The sequence below is a fragment of the Agathobaculum hominis genome, assembly GCF_014288055.1.
In the GTDB taxonomy this organism is placed as follows: Bacteria; Bacillota; Clostridia; order Oscillospirales; family Butyricicoccaceae; genus Agathobaculum; species Agathobaculum hominis.
The window spans coordinates 26,223-43,139 of record NZ_JACOPK010000006.1; the positions used below are offsets into that span (position 1 = coordinate 26,223).

General features: G+C 58.1%; 15 protein-coding genes and 1 pseudogene. 8 read left to right on the forward strand and 8 right to left on the reverse strand.

The window, feature by feature from the left end; all coding sequences use genetic code 11:
- Positions 1 to 53: 53 nt before the first annotated feature.
- The 5 genes from H8S02_RS07510 (at position 54) to H8S02_RS07530 (ending at position 6,294) form a co-directional block, all read left to right on the forward strand.
- Positions 54 to 710, forward strand: a complete 657-nt coding sequence (locus H8S02_RS07510) for a TM2 domain-containing protein (protein ID WP_243166452.1) — start codon at positions 54 to 56, stop codon at positions 708 to 710.
- Positions 711 to 807: 97 nt separating this feature from the next.
- Positions 808 to 2,511, forward strand: a complete 1,704-nt coding sequence (locus H8S02_RS07515; RefSeq protein ID WP_186970005.1) for a hypothetical protein — start codon at positions 808 to 810, stop codon at positions 2,509 to 2,511.
- Between the two features lie 104 nt (positions 2,512 to 2,615).
- Positions 2,616 to 3,755: a hypothetical protein gene (locus H8S02_RS07520; RefSeq protein ID WP_186970006.1), complete on the forward strand. Its 1,140-nt coding sequence runs from the start codon at positions 2,616 to 2,618 to the stop codon at positions 3,753 to 3,755.
- Between the two features lie 14 nt (positions 3,756 to 3,769).
- Positions 3,770 to 5,113 (forward strand): TPM domain-containing protein, encoded by a 1,344-nt coding sequence (locus tag H8S02_RS07525; RefSeq protein ID WP_186970007.1) that lies wholly within the window; start codon positions 3,770 to 3,772, stop codon positions 5,111 to 5,113.
- A 71-nt stretch (positions 5,114 to 5,184) separates the two neighbouring features.
- Positions 5,185 to 6,294, forward strand: a complete 1,110-nt coding sequence (locus H8S02_RS07530) for a hypothetical protein (protein WP_186970008.1) — start codon at positions 5,185 to 5,187, stop codon at positions 6,292 to 6,294.
- Between the two features lie 31 nt (positions 6,295 to 6,325).
- On the opposite strand, the gene srtB is transcribed toward H8S02_RS07530, so the two are convergent.
- The 4 genes from srtB to H8S02_RS07550 all read right to left on the reverse strand — a co-directional run bounded on the left by srtB (position 6,326) and on the right by H8S02_RS07550 (position 9,801).
- Positions 6,326 to 7,114 carry a class B sortase gene (gene srtB / locus H8S02_RS07535; protein ID WP_186970009.1) on the reverse strand — a complete coding sequence of 263 codons (789 nt, stop codon included), beginning with the start codon at positions 7,112 to 7,114 and terminating at the stop codon, positions 6,326 to 6,328.
- 7 nt (positions 7,115 to 7,121) lie between these two features.
- On the reverse strand, positions 7,122 to 7,535 hold the full coding sequence (locus tag H8S02_RS07540; protein ID WP_186970132.1) for a hypothetical protein: 414 nt from the start codon (positions 7,533 to 7,535) through the stop codon (positions 7,122 to 7,124).
- A 294-nt stretch (positions 7,536 to 7,829) separates the two neighbouring features.
- Positions 7,830 to 8,861, reverse strand: a complete 1,032-nt coding sequence (locus tag H8S02_RS07545) for a sugar ABC transporter substrate-binding protein (protein ID WP_186970010.1) — start codon at positions 8,859 to 8,861, stop codon at positions 7,830 to 7,832.
- A gap of 64 nt (positions 8,862 to 8,925) precedes the next feature.
- Positions 8,926 to 9,801 (reverse strand): sugar phosphate isomerase/epimerase family protein, encoded by an 876-nt coding sequence (locus tag H8S02_RS07550; RefSeq protein WP_186970011.1) that lies wholly within the window; start codon positions 9,799 to 9,801, stop codon positions 8,926 to 8,928.
- Positions 9,802 to 10,123: 322 nt separating this feature from the next.
- On the opposite strand from H8S02_RS07550, the gene H8S02_RS07555 reads away from it, so the two are divergent.
- Positions 10,124 to 11,146 (forward strand): LacI family DNA-binding transcriptional regulator, encoded by a 1,023-nt coding sequence (locus tag H8S02_RS07555; RefSeq protein ID WP_186970012.1) that lies wholly within the window; start codon positions 10,124 to 10,126, stop codon positions 11,144 to 11,146.
- A 169-nt stretch (positions 11,147 to 11,315) separates the two neighbouring features.
- Here the strand turns inward: H8S02_RS07555 and H8S02_RS12570 are convergent.
- Positions 11,316 to 11,420, reverse strand: a pseudogene (locus H8S02_RS12570) (AbrB/MazE/SpoVT family DNA-binding domain-containing protein); the annotation flags it as partial.
- Between the two features lie 225 nt (positions 11,421 to 11,645).
- Here H8S02_RS12570 and H8S02_RS07565 point away from each other — a divergent pair.
- A complete protein-coding gene (locus H8S02_RS07565; RefSeq protein ID WP_186970014.1) occupies positions 11,646 to 12,167 on the forward strand; it encodes a zinc-ribbon domain-containing protein in 522 nt (173 codons plus the stop codon).
- A 178-nt stretch (positions 12,168 to 12,345) separates the two neighbouring features.
- Positions 12,346 to 12,837 carry a hypothetical protein gene (locus tag H8S02_RS07570; protein WP_186970015.1) on the forward strand — a complete coding sequence of 164 codons (492 nt, stop codon included), beginning with the start codon at positions 12,346 to 12,348 and terminating at the stop codon, positions 12,835 to 12,837.
- A gap of 112 nt (positions 12,838 to 12,949) precedes the next feature.
- On the opposite strand, the gene H8S02_RS07575 is transcribed toward H8S02_RS07570, so the two are convergent.
- The 3 genes from H8S02_RS07575 to H8S02_RS07585 form a co-directional block, all read right to left on the reverse strand.
- Complete coding sequence (locus tag H8S02_RS07575; RefSeq protein ID WP_186970016.1) at positions 12,950 to 14,170, reverse strand: M15 family metallopeptidase; 1,221 nt, start codon at positions 14,168 to 14,170, stop codon at positions 12,950 to 12,952.
- A 275-nt stretch (positions 14,171 to 14,445) separates the two neighbouring features.
- The gene (locus H8S02_RS07580; protein WP_330601937.1) at positions 14,446 to 14,952 is read right to left on the reverse strand and encodes an NAD(+) diphosphatase; all 507 of its coding nucleotides are present in this window, start codon (positions 14,950 to 14,952) and stop codon (positions 14,446 to 14,448) included.
- Between the two features lie 175 nt (positions 14,953 to 15,127).
- Positions 15,128 to 16,654: a YifB family Mg chelatase-like AAA ATPase gene (locus tag H8S02_RS07585; protein WP_186970017.1), complete on the reverse strand. Its 1,527-nt coding sequence runs from the start codon at positions 16,652 to 16,654 to the stop codon at positions 15,128 to 15,130.
- Positions 16,655 to 16,917 lie beyond the last annotated feature (263 nt).

The window sequence follows — 16,917 nt, forward strand, 5'->3', positions numbered from 1 at the left end:
TGCACAGGGAAGGCGAAGCAAAAAAACAGGACACAGTAGAGGAGGAAAAGATTATGGCAAATCTGACTGGAAATTTGAAGGACTCTATGACCGCAACCTTTCCCCGCGAATTCGATATTCCCAACGCGATGACGCTCGGGGAGATCTATGACAGGCTGAACGAGCGCGCTTCGGCGTTCCAGATGCCGTTTTCCGTCAAGGGCGGCGTCCCCGGCGAGCGCATCGTTTTCGCAAAGGAGCCGAATCTGGATGTTACCATCTGGCTTCACGTCAAGAACGGCACGCACATCAAGATCACGCCGGTCACGCAGAGCAGCAGCGCTACGATCAACGGCATCGACGTCGGCAAAAACAGCGTTATGCGCAAGGGCATCAAGGGTGTCGCGAGCAGACCGATGCTGCAGGGACAGTACATCGACGGTGTGACCGACACCATCAAAAAGATCCTTGCCGGCGAGACGGTCGCGGACTATGTGGCGCCGGCAGTCGCGCCCGGCGCGGACAAGCCCTTGAACTGGCTGACGCTCCTGCTGCTGTGCATCTTCGTCGGCGGTGCCGGAATTCATCGCTTCTATGCAGGCAAGATCGGCACGGGCGTGCTCTATCTGTTCACCGGCGGTCTGTTCGGCATCGGCTGGCTCGTGGATCTTATCAAGATCGCTACCGGAAAATTTACGGACAAGAACGGCAATGTGATCCAGAAAAGCTGAGCGGCGCGGCCGTGAAGGATGCTGGGCACGAAACACAGCGGTTTGATATAACCGACGGTAAAAGGAGTCAGAAATGAAAAAAGTTTTATCTCTTGTGATGATACTGATATTCTCCCTTACCGCCTGCGGCGGCAAGGGAGGCGGAGCCTCCGATGACCCGAATCTCGGCAAATACATCGGCGAGGAGTACTCCAGCGACGGCAGCGACTGGTATTCCATAGACGACGTTCTGGAAGGCGAAAGCTATATCGAGCTGAAGGACGGCGGCAAGGGCGTGTTCTGTCTGGGCGGCGACGCGACCGACATCAAGTGGACGCTCGAGAACGGCACGCTGAAGATGACCCGGGACAGCCTGGAGAGCAACGGCACGCTCAAGGACGGTATGATCACGCTGACCGACCTCTGGGGCAATGATACGGTTACCATAACATTCCAGAAGGAGGGCGACTCCGAAGCGGCGGCGACCGGCGATGCGCTGCTCGACTGGTGGAATGGCGACTGGTACGGCTGGTGGAAGATGAGCGGCTGCTCGGGCGGTTACGAGGACATGGAGGGCGAATGGTGGGACGTCTGCGGCAGCATCGACATTGGCGCGGATAAGACCGGCACCGTCAAGCTCTGGGACGAGGACTATTCAAAGGACGACCCGATGGCCGAGGCTTCGGTCACTCTGAGCACATCCGGTACCGGCGAACACGGCACGCTGACATCCGAGAGCGGCTACTTCACGGACGTGGATCTGGAGCACGCAGACTGGATCATAGATCCGGGTCTGGAGGATTACGAGGATCTGATCCGGATCGACGGCTGGTATGAAAGCGGCGACGACGAGTTCTATTATGAGATCTATCTCCGTCCGTGGGGAACCGCATGGGATGACATGGAAGAAGATTCGTGGCCTGCTCTTTACAGCAGCTGGTATGTGCCGCTGATCGAGGCGGGCAAGTCCATGCCGGATGCTGTCGGTGCAGATATGCCGGCGGACAGCGGCAATGCAGGCACGGCGGCAGGCACGAGCGCTCCTGACGGCACCGGCATCGTGACCGAGGAGCAGGTGCAGAAGGGCTATGTCTGGATGAACGAGGTCAATAACAACATTTTTGACACTACTTACGAGGAGATTGCCGACTACTTCGGTGTGGAGGGCAAGTTCGTCAAGGAAGAGTACAGCGACCACATGAAGAGAAACCAGCGCTACTACAAGTGGATCTCCAAGGACAACGAAAACCACTTTATCTATGTCAATTTTGCGGAAAAGGAACCGAATGTTTTCACGGTCAGCGCGTACAACACGAGCGGCTTCTCCGGCACGGAGGCCATCGAGAAGTATCTCGACACCGTGAAGGCCGAGGCGGCTGAGGCGAATAAGGCTTCCGTCGCAAGTGAGGGAACGAAGGACTTCTCTGCGACTGTGACTCAGTTTGCACATGACGATGTGCTGGTCAAGATCACGACGAAGATCCCGAAGTCCGGCTGGTCGTATGACGAGGGAAAGAAGTGCCTTGTGGAAAACGACGATCCCACGGCCTTCGGCGCGGGCAGCATCAGGTTCGAGGTACGGGCCAAGGTGGAGGACTTCGACTACTACAAGAAGGACTTCGAGAACTATCAGGATATTGCGGACCGCAAGATCGGCGGCATCACCTTCCACGGACGTACCTACAAGCACATCGGCTACGACTGGATCGAGTACGTTGCGCAGATCGACGACGGACGCGCGCTGTCCATCGGACTGAGAAAGCTGGACTGCGTGCCGGGCACGGCGCCCGATGTCATCCTGAGCAGCATGACGATCAAGTAAACGCGGAATGATGCAGGGCAGACTTTCCCTGACCGCAATACAGGAAACGGTGTCCGCGTCTGCGGACACCGTTATGGGAGAAAATGAAAGAGGTGAAACCATCTATGCCAGCACAGGTAACCAACTATCAATGCCCCAGCTGTACCGGACCGCTGCACTTTGTGGGCGCTTCCGGCAAGCTGGAGTGCGATTACTGCGGCGCCAGCTACGATGTTGCAGAGATCGAGGCGCTTTATGCAGAGAAGGAAGAAAAGGCTGCGGCAGCGCAGCATGCGGCAGAGGAAAAGGCCGCAGAAAAGAAGGAAGCCTCCGCCGACGGCGGAGACTGGGATACCTCCGGCTTCAGCGAGGACTGGGGCGAGGAGGGGGAACGCATGAAGGCATACAGCTGCCCGAGCTGCGGCGCGGAGCTGCTCTGCGACGAGAGCACGGCGGCAACGTCCTGCCCCTATTGCGGCAACCCCACGGTCGTGCCGGGGCAGTTCTCGGGAGAACTGAAGCCAGATTTCATCCTTCCGTTCCGGCTCGGCAAGGAGGATGCAGTCAAAGCGCTCAAGGAGCACTGCAAGGGAAAAATTCTCCTGCCCAAAGCCTTTACCGATGAAAATCATGTGCAGGAGATACGCGGCGTTTACGTCCCCTTCTGGATGTTTGACGGCAAGGCGCAGGGCGACGCCAGATATGAGGCGACCCGCTCGCACAGCTATACCTCCGGCGATTACGAGATCACGAAAACGGAGCACTATGATGTTTACCGTGCCGGCTCGGTCACGTTTGAAAAGGTGCCGGTGGATGCCTCGAGTAAAATGCCGGATGACCACATGGACTCCATCGAGCCGTATGACTATGATGAACTGAAGAACTTTTCCACGGCCTATCTGCCCGGTTTTCTTGCTGACAAGTACGATGTGAGCGTAGAAGAGAGCCGTGAGCGTGCGGATGAGCGCTGTATGGGAACGCTGGATGCCGCACTGCTCGACAGTGTGAAGGGATATGACACCTGCACTCGTCAGGCCGGCAGCACGGATCTCGTGCGCGGCAAGGTGCATTATGCGCTCATGCCGGTGTGGATGCTCAATACCAGATGGCAGGGCAAGGATTTCCTCTTTGCCATGAACGGGCAGACCGGAAAGCTCGTAGGCGATCTGCCGGTCAGCTGGGGAAAATTCTGGGGCATGTTTGCCGGTATCGCGGCGCTTCTTTCGATCGTTGGCTCGATCGGAGCCACGCTGCTCATGATGTGACAGGGGGGACGGACATGAAAAGAAGAATGACAGCCCTGCTGACGGCGCTCCTTCTGGCGCTGACCCTGTGTGTCCCCGCCCTGGCGGTGACGGAGTATGGCGCGTACTATGATGAAACCGACCAGCTCGGCTCAGTCGAGCTGACCTATCAGGGAGAGAAGATGCTCCCGCAGCTCACGCAGGAGCTTGGCGTCGATCTGCGTGTGGATGCCTTCACGGAGGAGGATGTGTCCGAGGACACGAGCGTCGAAGATATTGCGGCCTATGTCTATGAAAATTCCGGCTACGGCTGCGGTGAATCGAAAGACGGTGTTTCGCTGACGTTGCTGCTGCGCAGCACGGCGGACGGAGCTTACACGCTCGCGGAGAACGACTGGTGCGTATATTCCTTTCTCGATGAAGCGAGGGGCAGCGCACAGGAACTGTCCGACGTTGTCCGCGACGCGGTATCGCCCTATATGGTCGAGCGCGCGTGGAACGGCAGAGACATGACGATGAGCGCCACGGCGCTCTCGCAGGCGGTGAACGCGATGGCGGAGAGCGTGGAGAATTATATCCATGCAAACGCTTCGACGGACGTCGCAGGCGAAGGCACCGAAGCGGCCGCCGGTGAAGGCGCCGAGACGCAGACGCAGGAGCCGACGGACGCCGATATGAACTACATCTTCGACCTCAGCGACAAGCTCTCCTTCGATGAGTGGGCGGAGCTGGAGGCGCAGGCGGCGGACATTTCTCAGCGCCACGGCTGCGGCGTTTACGCTGCCTTTGTGGATGACTTCACGGAGTACGGCGGCGGAGACAGTGTTTACAAAACCACCTATCAGCTCTATCACGCCAATGAGCTTGGTATGGGCGAGGGGCGGGACGGCATTATCATCCTGCTGAGCATGGCTGACCGAGATTATGCTATGTTTGTTTACGGTGAGAACGCGGAGAACGCATTCAACGAATACGGACAGGAGCAGCTGGAGGAGTCCTTCCTCAGCGACTTCGGCAGCGACGAATGGTACAGCGGCGTTTCTCACTATCTGGATACCTGTGATGAGTATCTGACCCTCGCGGAAGAGGGAAAACCCGTGCGGAAGAGCACGCTTCCGATGTACATCATTGTCGTAGTGTCCTCCCTCGTGATCTCGGGCGTCATCTGCCTTGTGCTGAAGTGGAAGATGCAGACCGTCCACAAGAAGGTGGAGGCCGATGAGTATGTTGCCGCAGGCGGCCTGCAGCTGACGAAAAAATACGACCGCTACACCCATACCACCGAAACGCGGAGCAAGATCCATTCGGATTCTGACAGCGACAGCGGTACCAGCAGCTGCAGCGGTGGCGGCGGCAGCGGACGCAGCGGAACATTCTAAACCATGCCGCACCATTTCCGTAAAGCACCGCCGCCTTCCTTGTGCGGTGTTGCCTGAAAGGAGGCAGACAAATGAAACGGTTGATTCTGCTCCGTTTTTTTGCGGCGCTTGTCAGCCTGTCACTGGCGCTGAGCCTGACTTCCTGCGGCGGACAAAGCGAGCCGCCGCAGGAAGGCGGCAGCGGCATGGCAGGAGCTCTTTCTGGCGGAAAGGGCAATGTGTCTGAACCAAAGGACGATCCAGACGATTCGGAGAAAGTGGAGTCGGGACTTGACCTGCTGCGGGCGTGCATGGCAGAAGATGACCAGCTGGCCGGCGCGGTGGCCTGCCTTGGTCAGCGCGAGCCGAATGACACCTTGCCGCTGACCGACTGGCTGCTCGAAAACAGCGGCGGTCTTGTCTCTGAGCTGCCGTTTCTGCTGGAGATCCCGGCGGAGCGTATACTCGGCGGAGAGAGCGGCAAGCTCTACTGCATCGTTCCGCGTGACGAAAACACCAGCCTCGCTGTGAACCATGTGACATGGGAGTCACAGGGAAACGGAGTGTGGCCGGTGGCGGACGAGGTCCTCTATCGGGAAGAATACGCGCAGCCTGTGCTGGTATTCGTGAATTATGAGGAGTGGCCGGATGAGCCGGACACGGAGATCAATCTTGTGACCAACAACGGTCTGGAGGTGAAGTGGTATCCGCTGACCGATGCGTCCGGCTGCCCCGTCGTGCCCACCGGCGTGAACTACGCCCCCATGCTGATGGATTTTGGAGTCTTTGGCGCTGCCACAGGCATTGACTATCCGGAGGACTGGGAGCCGGCTGGTGATGACTGGTGGCTGCCGCCCACGGATCTGGGACTGGCGGACAGCACCTGGGTCTGCGATGACTGGATGATGGATCTGCGCTATGGCGGCTGCGACCCGGATTATGCAGGAATCGCCGAGCTGTACCACCGCTTCGAGGATAATGTGGAGATGACGCAGGTCTATTCCGGCGTGTGGCGCATGGAGGATGACTGCCTTCGGCTGGATCTCTCCGCCGGTGTCGGTACCTCTCTCAGCGGCAGCTTTCCAATCCTAATTTCCCCCTCCGGCGAGGAGATGCATTTTCAGCGCTCGCGCAGCGGCGAGGGAGTTCCCTTCCTGCCGGATGGCATAGACACCATAGAACTGACAAGGAGCTGCGGCTGAAACGGCTGCAGCTCCTTTGGCGTCTGACGGATCAGTCTGCCTCGACCGCCTGTACGACCCAGCGCGTCGCGTGGCCGCGGCCGGTGCAGGTGGACAGCGTCAGCACGCGGTCGCTGATCTGCGGCGTGATGCCGGTCGAGATGACCGAGCGGGACAGGCCGTCATTCAGAAATGCCTGCCGCTCTGTATCGTCCGAAAATGACAGACGGTAGGCTTCGCCCTCGGTCGAGACCTCATAGGCGGCATAGATGTCATATGTGTGGCTGCCGCTCGCGTCTACGAGATAGATGCGCGGATGTGCCTGCCGGTAGCTCGGGTCATTATAGTATTTCAGCGACGCGAACATCGAGCCGTTATTCATGCGGTGACCGTAAATGACGGTATTGAAGCCGCTCCGGTCGGAGGCGCAGCGCGCGTCCATGAAGATCGCACCGACGGCGCTGCTGCTGCGGTTCCATGTATGCGCGAGATAGTAGTCGTTGTCCGCGCCCTGCACGAGCGGATAGGAGATCGCGGTATCCGGGATGGACAGCCAGCCGAGCACATCGGCGTTCACCGCCTGAAGGGCAGCAAGGTCGATGCTTGCGAGCGGGTCTGTCTGCGGCTCGGCAGAGGGTTCGGGCGTCGGCTCCGCGGCGGGTGCTTCGGCCGGGGCTTCCGGGGGTTCCGACGCAGGCTCGGGCAGCTTTGCGATTTCGGCGGCCTCCTTGTAGGCTGCGTCGCCGGCCCGGTAGTCAAGCAGCTGATGGATGAACATTCCGCCGCTGACGATCAGGACGGCCGCCAGAGCAAGCGTCAGGACAAGGCGCATTCGTTTCATGACAGCCTCATTTCTGTGCGGTGAGGGCGCTGTCCATCAGCAGAACAAGCTCGAGTGCGCTGCGGAAGCGCTCCTCCTGTCTGCCCTCGACCCAGACGACCGAGCCCTGCCAGCTGGCGTTCTGCCGGAACAGGATGCGCACGATAAAGGTAGCGAGCCGGCCGGGCGTCCGCGTCATGGCAGACTGCTGCTGCGGGGCGGACGGGACGGAGCGGAAGGTGCGCCGCTCGGTGAAGGCCTGCATGGGGAGCGTCTGATCGAGCAGCTGCTCCATCTCGCAGAAAAACTCCATCAGACTGCCGAATGACATTTCGCTGTCGAGCGCCGCGCTCTGAAGCCGTCCGCACAGGATCTTGCTGTCGTATCCGTCAATGCAGATCTGTGCTGCGTAATTGTTCCCTCGCATTATTTCATGGTTCATATAATACTCCTTCTGTATGTCGGGCTTGAACTGGATATACCAGTGGTATCATATGATTACAGTATACCGTTGCGCGGCTACAGGAACGGATACAGATTGCCGTTTTCTGCGCAGAAAAACATCGGGGCAGATCAGACTGCCCCGATGGAAGCTGTCGCGGATGCGCGTTTCCGACAGTCTGTGTTTTGCACGGGACACGAGCTGTTCGAAGATTTTTACCTGCTTAAAACAGGAAAACCGAGGCGCAAGGCCTCGGTTGAGTGCGTTTTCAGCGAAAATGCTCCTGAATGTTCATTATGCGGCAGCGTCCTTGCCGTCCATCTGGCTCTTGAGGGTCGCCATGTACTCCTCAGCGCTGTCTGCGTCGATGACCTTGGTGCCGCAGTCGACAAAGCTGTCGACCTTTTCGCCGTTCAGGTGCGCAACGACGGTCTTGACCGCCTGATAGCCCTGATCGTAGCCGCTCTGTGCAACGGTCATGGTCTCGCCGCCGTCCAGAATGGACTGCGCTGCGGTGATGTTGCCGTCAAAGCCGATGAAGATGGTCTTGGCATAAGCCGGATTGTTCGCTGCTGCACGCGCTGCCGCGATCGCGCAGTCGTCGTTGTGGCAGGCGATGATAGCCAGACCCTCCGGATGGCTCTGCATGATGCCCTCCATGCAGACGGTCGCCTTGTCGGCTACCGCGTCGGAATACTGCACCTCGTCTGCGAGGAAGGTGCCGCCTGCGCCGTCAATGCCTTCCTGGAAGCCGGTGCGGCGTGCATCGGCGGTAGAGTCGCCCTGAACGCCCGCAATATAAGCGGCTTCGATCTTGTCCCAGCCGGCTGCCTTCGCCGCCTCGACAGCCTTTTCGCCGCCGCTTGCCGCAGCGTCCTTCTGGCCGATGCCGATAAAGGAGATTTTTTCGGGAGCGTTGAAGTCGGTGTCGATCGCGAAGATCGGCATTTCGGCGCCATTCACCAGCGTGGTCGCCATATCGCCCTGAAGCGGTGCGATGATCATGGCGTCGTACTTGCCGGCGTGCAGGTCGGTCTCGATCATGTTCTGCTGCTCGTCATACGCGGTCTCGGAGGTCGCGCCCTTCATGTCGAGCACTGCGCCGGTCTCGGCCGCCGCCTTTTCCGCGCCTGCCATCATGTACTGGGTGTATTCGTTCGAGGTGGTCTTGAACACGATGGAAATGTTGTAATTGCCGTCGCCGCCCTCGGCCTGAGAGCCGCTGTCACCGGTGGAGCCGGAGGACGAGCCGCCGCAGCCTGCGAGCATGGATGCCATCAGTGCGGAGGAAACGAACAGTGCGCCGATTTTCTTCAGATAGCTCATAATAAATTCTCCTTATACCTCTGTAAATCTCTGTTTTCTCTTCGAAGCTTGATAAAATGGGAACTTAGAACTGTGCGTATTTTGCAACGTGTGCGCGGGTGACTTCTGCGGACTTCTTTACGTTCTCCTCCTGCGACATCTCGTAGTATGCCGGGCGGAAGATCTCGATGGTGCAGCAGTCGCCGTCAAAGCCGATCTTCCTGAGGGTATCGGCGTAGCGTGCGTGCGGCAGGCAGTCGCCCTCGGCACCCGGCCACAGACGCTTCTCGTCGTTATTGTAGTAAGCGCCGCAGGGCATATCCTCGGTGCCGTTCAGGTGCCATACGAAGATCTTCTTGCCGTCCGCCTTTTCGAGGGTGTCCCAGCCGGAGCCCATTGCGTAGAAATGGTACTGGTCGAGCGTTACGCCGACATACGGGCTGTTGACCTCCTCAACGATGGCGTAAGCGTCCTCGAAGCGGTTGATGGTCATGGACGGCTCGCCGCAGAACTCGAGGCTCAGACGGATGCCGTGCGGCTCGCACTTCTTGACCATCTCCTTGAGAACGGCAACTGCATCCTCGCGGATCTCCCTGCGGGTCGGGGTCAGGCCACGCTCCTTCATGTCCTTGCTCGGTACAACGACGATCATCTTGCAGCCGAGGATGTTGCAGCGGCGGATGATCTCGTCGAGTTCAGCCATAACGGCGTCCTTCTCCTCCTGCGTCTGCTTCATGTTGAAGAAGCACAGCGCGTTGTAGGACAGCATCTTGAGGTGGTGGCTCTGGAACCAGGCGCCCATCTCCTCGAGGGTGATCTTGCCGGCTTCGAGGTCGCGGTTCAGGCACTCTGACTGAATGTCGATGCAGTCGAAGCCGTACTTCTCGCACAGCTCGAGGTCCATCATAACGCTGTGGTTCTTGCAGAAACGGTCGTTTGCTTCGTTAAATCCGAGTTTCATAATTGGTGTTCTCCTTTACTCTTTTCGTGCTTGTGCGGGTTTATCGAAATCTTCTCGGGAAGGCCCTTTTCACTTGACGCACTCAGAATACCACAGGAGTTTTCCGGTTGCAATAGCTTGGGCGCACTATCATTTGTCCGTGCATTATCTCGTGATTATGCATATTGATTTCGTGAATATTTATGGTGTTCTGCACAAAAATGACGCTATCATTGTATCGGTGGAGATGTGCAGCACAACATTTTCGTGCAGATGTAACATCTGGCGCATGGCTGCGTTTTGTGATATAGTATAAGTACAGATAACGCAGGAGAGTGATTTTATGGTAACGATGCAGCAGATCGCTGACCGCTGCGGGGTGTCGCGCGGAACGGTAGACCGCGCCCTGCACCATAAGGAGGGCGTGCGCGAGGAGGTCGCGGAGCGCATCCGCGCGGCGGCGCGCGAAATGGGCTATATCTCGAACCGCCTTGTCATGCAGCAGACGCAGCAGTGGAAGATCGGCGTGGTGCTCCACTCCGGCCACTCGCCCTTCGTGCAGATGCTGTGCGAGCTGTTCGAGAGCTTTTCCGAGCGTGCGCTTATCCCGAACATCACGGTCATCGTGCGTGCGATGCAGGACATGGATGTGCAGCATCAGCTGACGCTGATCGATGAGCTGGTAACGACCGAGCACATCGACGGTCTCGCGCTCATGCCGCTCGCGAATACGCTCGTGCGCGACAAGATCAACACGCTCAGCGAAAAGCAGGGCATCCCTGTCGTGACGTTCAATACGGACATCACCGACGCGAACCGCATCGCCTACGTCGGCGCGGACAACATCGCGACCGGCCGCGCCGCCGCCGCGCTGCTCGGCATGGTCATGCAGGGGCACGGCAGCGTGCTGCCCATTCTGGGTCAGCGCAGCGGTCACTATGCCGACTCGCAGCGTTTCACCGGCTTCAGCACTGAAATGGCGGAGAGCTTCCCGAATATCCGGGTTCTGCACCCGGAATGCTCGTTCCTCGACGAGAGCCTTTCCGAGCGCATCGCTATGCGCGCCATTCAGTCGGACAGCGAGCTGCGCGGCATCTATCTGACCTCTGCGGGACGGGAGGGCGTTTACCGCGCCGTGCACGCCGCAGACCGCAGCGAAAAGCTGCACATCGTCGTTCACGACATCACCGAGGGCAACATCAAAATGGTCAAAAACGGCACGGTCGATTTCATCATCGGGCAGGACGTCAAAACACAGGGCACGCTTCCGATCCGCCTGCTCTACGACTACCTCGAACGCCATCAGTTCCCGAAGGAACGCATGAATATCACGGATATCACGGTCAAATTCCGCTGCAACGTGTGACGGAGCGTTCGGGAAAAAGGCTTTTCGACGGCCGGAAGGCCATGCCGCATCCGTTCCGCAAAGCGCCGCAGCTCCCGCTGCGCGGTACCGTTATGTATCACTTCCAGCCCATTCTCCCTGTCAGCTCGCTCATCGCGCAGCAGAACCGTTCGGCCGCTGTCAACGATGTCTGCAGCGGGTCACCCTCGCGGATACGCAGGGTTCTTCTGATCTCCTTTGGGATGACGACGCGGCCGAGATCGTCGATCCTCCTCACAATTCCGGTTGCTTTCACGCTGTTCTGCCTCCCATTTACGGTAGTTCTGTTGTTATGGTGGTAGTATTTACAGTGAACAGAAAATAATGCGGATTTTGCGAGGAGATATGCGGCAGGGCAGGGAGCGGACGGGTGTACAGGGAAAAGCCGGAAAAATTCTCTGCGCTCTTGCAAATGAAGGGCACGGAGAATATAATGGAAGCAGCAAGAACCCACTCGAGACTATAAAAGGAGGAGAAAAACATGAAAGTATGTCCAAAATGCGGTTCTCAGATGAACGATACGGATTTATTCTGTCAAACCTGCGGCATGAGCTTCGGCGGCGGCGCGCCGCACGAAAATCCGCAGCAGCCGAACGGGGGACAGCAGAACAACTGGCAGCAGCCGAATAACTGGCAGCAGCCGGCGTACCATTTCGACCCGTATGACCATACGGCGGAATTTGATGTGAAGGATATTTCCGATAACAAGGTTATCGCCATGCTGTGCTATCTGCTCGGCGCGGCAGGCGTTATCATCGCCCTGCTCGGCAGCCAGAGCTCGCCGTATGCAGGCTTCCATGTCCGTCAGTCGCTCAAGTTTACGGTCGTTGACATCCTGCTCGGCATCATCAGCGCGGTGCTTTTCTGGACCTTTCTTATTCCGGTAGCCTGCGGCATCTGCTATGCTGTCCTGTTCGTTGTCCGCATCATCTGCTTTTTCTCTATCTGCAAGGGACAGGCAAAGGAGCCGCCGATCATCCGCTCGCTCGGCTTCCTGCGATAAAACGGAAATTTTGCAGGAAAAAGCGCCCGGCCATTGCGATAAGAGCCGTTTTTCAACTTCTATGAAAGCGCTGCTGAAAGTTCAACCTACCGTTCGGCGGTGCAGTACACTGAGATCAAACAAAGGCTGGACGATATGCTGAATTCTTCAGATATTATTAAGTGAGGCAGGAAAGAGTATGATACTTTGTATATGTGCGCTCATCTGCTGGATAATCATTGTTTTTTCACTTGCGCTTTTGCTGCATCGAAAAACAGATAAAAAACTTTCACCAGTTCTCAAACGACTGTTATTATGCTGCTTTTCTTATCTGGTATTTTTTTATTTTCCACACAGGAATATGTTTCAAAATACCGAACCTTTGCGGATTGACTTGGCTTCTAATGAGAAAACCGCACAAATCGAAGATATATTGAGTAAAGAACGCAGCAATGTAATCCTGGAAACCTGTAATCGCCTTTATGTTTCAAGGAGTGTTTTGAAAACTCTTTTCGATAGATCAAATGGCGCTGTCGCATATATTTATTTCTCTGGCAGATATGATAACCATGCGAAAAACTATATTGCTGTTAAGACTGGTGACAAACAAACGGTTGTGAAGAAAAATGGAGTTGTCTACCATGTCTGGATGCCCGTTGATTTTTTGACACTTCTGCAAAAGCCTGAATAATACGAATGTACAAAAATCGTGAATTGATTCGTTATCAGCGCCCGGCCTTCTGGCCAGGCGCTTTTTCCTGCAAAAAGAAAAGACTGCATAAAGCAGTCTTTTCGAAATTCTTTTATTTGCCGAAGTAGCTGAAGTGCATGTAGTCGCGCTTGCTGTGCCAGGCGTTGCCGCCCCAGGCGAAGCCGTACTTGGTGAAGGCGTTGTAAACGTCGCCGCCCTCGGGAATGGAGAACGGGTCGGTGTACGGCGTCCAGTGCGTGCCGCAGGTCGGGGTGAGCGAGCCGTCGGCGTTGATGGTCGCCTCCATGTTCTCGTTCGGATTGATATCGACCGCGGTGCCCTGCGAATGCTCGCCGGTACGCCACGAATAGCAGCCGACGTCGTTGATCGGGAACTTTTCGTCGCCGTTGTAGATCTCCTCGAAGATCGCCTTGTAGATCGCGGCGAGCGAGGCGTTGACCTGTAAGTAAGCGGTGCCGGTGGTCTTGGTGCCGTCCGACTGGAGACGCCATACCGGAACTGCGATCTCGACCATGTGCGCCTCGGCCTCCTCGGCAGAGGTGTATTTCGAGCCGCCCAGACCGTAGACGAACGTCATCTTATCGTCCGGAATGATCGTGCTCGGGGTGTTCCAGAGGTTGTTCGGCGTGCTGACCGTCGTGTTCGGCTTAGTGATAACGACCTCGGACTTGTTCGGCGAGAGCTTTTCGAACTCGCTGCAAAAACGGTTGGCCATGATAACGGCCTGCTCGCGCGTCGCGGTGCCGGACGGAGCCAGCTGCGCACCGCCCAAGCCGTCCGAGATGCCGTTGACGATGGTGTAGTCCACCATGCGGACGACCGGGTCGACCGCGTAGGACTTGATCGTGCTGACGTCGTCATAGTCCTCGACGCAGGCGTCGCCCGCGATCTCCGGCGCGTCAATGCCGGCCTTGTCGAGGATGTTGTTGAGAATGACGCACAGATCCTGACGCTCGATGCTCGCGTTCGGGTCGAAATAGCCGCTGGCGCGGCCGCTGACCAGACCGAGAGAATAGGCTGCGTTTACGTTGGCGTCGTCCGTGTCGCGGAAGAACTTCTGACCTGAGGCATAGACCGCCTTGCCGGTCAGCTGCTTGTAGGCCTTGACGGCGATCGCACAGAACTCGGCGCGCGTGATCTCCTCACGGGCGGAGCTGTCTGCAAGCGAGGTCGGCATAAGGCCTGCCTGCTGTGCCGCAGCAATATCCTCCTGCGCCCAGCTCGAAACGTCGGAGAGCGCACCGGCCTGCGGCACGACCATAGTCGCCGCGAGAGCCAGAACGCCTGCGCGGCGAACAAAGTGGTATGGCATAGGGAAGACCTCCTGTAAATTCCTGTGTTAATTTCCTGTATTATATGTATATAGTTTAATGGGCTTTTGTGTCGAATTTGTGAAAAATATAGATTTATTCACAGTTTCCACAAACTTATCCACACGGATTGTGGATAACTCCGGTGCGTGTACGCACACGCCGGCGGAGCACAACGGCTGCACGCAGACCGAAAAGAAATGCCTGCATATACATATTGACATTGTATCATCAAACAGAGAATATTTCAACAACAAAACGCCGGGGAATGTCTATTTTATCGAATTTGCAGGCCGTTTTCATCCAGCCACGCATCCAGAAAGGCGGCGGCAAGGCTGTTCGGGCGGATATTTGCACGCGCCTCTGCCGGGGAAAACCAGCGGAAGCGGTCGACCTCGCGGTTCACGTGAATGCGTTCCGCGTCGGGGACAAAGGCGGTGAAGTTGCACATGAGCGTGTTGGACGGCTCGAAGAACCGGGTGCGGTTGAAATGGATACGGCCGGCGTGCAGACCGGTCTCCTCGAGGATTTCGCGCCGGACGGCATCCTCGGCGCTCTCGCCGCGGTTGATATAACCGGCGACGAGGATATAGCTCGGTCTGCCGTACTGCTGGATGAGCAGAATGCGGCCGGTGTTTTCGTCCACGACGATCATGCTGACCGCCGCGTTGTACATGGGAAAGCGGTATTCGCCGCAGACGGGGCAGAAGGGCACGATGCCTTCGCCCTCGAGCGGCTTTTCGATGAGCGCTGCGCCGCATTCCCAGCAGTGTTTCTGTATCACGATGAATGTCCTTTCGGGGGGAGAATGGCCGGTTATTTCGACCGGCGGAGCCACTTGAAGAGCAGGCAGATGATGAATACCGCGAGCGCGGTATTCAAAACCGTCACAAAGGTGCTGTAGAGGTCAAACGCGCAAAAGCAGTTCATGAAAGTGCTCCTTTATACATTATAATATATTACTCAAAATTTGCCATGCGGTCGAGCGTGCGGTACTGGATGGCCTCGGCGATATGCTCGGCGCCGATGGTGTCGCTTTCAGCGAGGTCCGCGATCGTGCGCGCGACGCGCAGGATGCGGTCATGGGCGCGGGCGGTCAGACCGAGCCGCTCGAAGGCGCGGCGGAAAACGGCAGACGCCTCGTCGGTCAGCGGACAGAACTCCGCGAGAAGCGAGGGCGGAATGGCGGCGTTGCAGACGTCCTCGCCCTGCCGGTCATACTGCCGCTGCCGGGCAGCGAGCACACGGGCGCGGATGGTCTCCGAGCTTTCCTCCTGTGCGCGGCTGCGCGCGGCGAGCGCCTCGTACTCGACCGGCTGCACGGTGATCTGGAGGTCGATGCGGTCGAGCAGCGGCCCGGACAGACGGCGCAGATACTGCTGCACGCGCTCCTTCGCGCAGGTGCAGCGGTTTGTGCCGTACCAGCCGCACGGACAGGGGTTCATGGCGGCGATGAGCTGAAAATCGGCCGGATAAGTGACCTGTCCGGCCGCCCGGGCGATGGTCAGCTTTCCGTCCTCCATCGGCTGTCGCAGCACCTCGAGCGCGTCGCGCCGGAACTCGGGCAGCTCGTCGAGGAACAGCACGCCGCGGTGCGCGAGCGTGATCTCGCCGGGCAGGGGAAGCCGTCCGGGTGAGCCCGAGCCTCCGGCAAGCGCTGCCGCCGAGGAGGAATGATGCGGCGCGCGGAACGGCCGCTCGGCGCGTTCCACGGCCTCCTGCGCCCGGCCGACCGCCGACCAGACGCGGATGACATCCAGCCGTTCGTCATGCGAGAGCGGCGGCAGGATGGACGAAAACCGCTTGGCCATCATGCTCTTGCCCGAGCCGGGGGAGCCGGAGAGCAGGACATTGTGCCCGCCGGCGGCCGCGACCTCGAGCGCGCGCTTGACGAGGTGCTGCCCGAGCACATGCGCATAGTCGAGGTCGTGCTCCGCCGGTTTCGGTTCCGGCGGCGGGGGACAGGGGACAAGCTGCTTTCGGCCGCTGAGGTGATTGATGAGCTCGCTGAGCGTGCGCACGGGATAGACGGTCAGACTGTCGGCATAAGAGGCCTCCTGCGCGTTGGCCGCCGGGACGTAGACCGCACGGAAGTCCGCGCTTCGCGCCGCGAGCGCCATGGAGAGCGCGCCGCGCACCGGACGCAGCTCGCCGGAGAGCGAAAGCTCCCCGAAGAACAGCGCGTCCTGCGGCAGAGCGTTGATCTCGCCTGCGGCGGCGAGAATGGACAGCAGGATGGGCAGGTCGAAGGCGGTCCCGGCCTTGCGCGTGTCCGCCGGGGCGAGGTTGACCGTCAGGCGCGACACAGGCCAGTCGAACGAGCAGGATTTCGCGGCGGCGCGCACGCGCTCTCCAGCCTCGCTGACCGCGCCGGTCGGCAGTCCTACCACATCGAGCCGCGGCAGTCCGCCCGAAAGCAGACACTCAACCGTGACGATATATCCGTTTATGCCGTCGAGACCGGCGGAAAATACGCGAGAGACCATGCTCGATCCATCCTTTCCGAGGGAGGCTGTGCTTCTGCCGTGGAGCGAAAACCGCTGTATAGAATAAATATACCATATCACTCCCCCTTCCACAATACAAAAACTGTAGGTTTGCACAGGAAAAACGGACGAAAAAACGGGGGTTGTTTCACAATACAAAACAGCTTATCAAAAAATGAAAAAACAAACGAAAAAAACGGCTTTTGCTGTTTACAATCGTTTGCATCGGTGATACAATAAATTTCAGAAAAAAAGTCTCGTTA

Coding starts and splice junctions, on each gene's coding strand:
- H8S02_RS07510 (WP_243166452.1), top strand. CDS start 54: ATGGCAAATCTGACTGGAAATTTGAAGGACTCTATGACCGCAACCTTT.
- H8S02_RS07515 (WP_186970005.1), top strand. CDS start 808: ATGATACTGATATTCTCCCTTACCGCCTGCGGCGGCAAGGGAGGCGGA.
- H8S02_RS07520 (WP_186970006.1), top strand. CDS start 2,616: ATGCCAGCACAGGTAACCAACTATCAATGCCCCAGCTGTACCGGACCG.
- H8S02_RS07525 (WP_186970007.1), top strand. CDS start 3,770: ATGAAAAGAAGAATGACAGCCCTGCTGACGGCGCTCCTTCTGGCGCTG.
- H8S02_RS07530 (WP_186970008.1), top strand. CDS start 5,185: ATGAAACGGTTGATTCTGCTCCGTTTTTTTGCGGCGCTTGTCAGCCTG.
- srtB (WP_186970009.1), bottom strand. CDS start 7,114: ATGAAACGAATGCGCCTTGTCCTGACGCTTGCTCTGGCGGCCGTCCTG.
- H8S02_RS07540 (WP_186970132.1), bottom strand. CDS start 7,535: ATGAACCATGAAATAATGCGAGGGAACAATTACGCAGCACAGATCTGC.
- H8S02_RS07545 (WP_186970010.1), bottom strand. CDS start 8,861: ATGAGCTATCTGAAGAAAATCGGCGCACTGTTCGTTTCCTCCGCACTG.
- H8S02_RS07550 (WP_186970011.1), bottom strand. CDS start 9,801: ATGAAACTCGGATTTAACGAAGCAAACGACCGTTTCTGCAAGAACCAC.
- H8S02_RS07555 (WP_186970012.1), top strand. CDS start 10,124: ATGGTAACGATGCAGCAGATCGCTGACCGCTGCGGGGTGTCGCGCGGA.
- H8S02_RS07565 (WP_186970014.1), top strand. CDS start 11,646: ATGAAAGTATGTCCAAAATGCGGTTCTCAGATGAACGATACGGATTTA.
- H8S02_RS07570 (WP_186970015.1), top strand. CDS start 12,346: ATGATACTTTGTATATGTGCGCTCATCTGCTGGATAATCATTGTTTTT.
- H8S02_RS07575 (WP_186970016.1), bottom strand. CDS start 14,170: ATGCCATACCACTTTGTTCGCCGCGCAGGCGTTCTGGCTCTCGCGGCG.
- H8S02_RS07585 (WP_186970017.1), bottom strand. CDS start 16,654: ATGGTCTCTCGCGTATTTTCCGCCGGTCTCGACGGCATAAACGGATAT.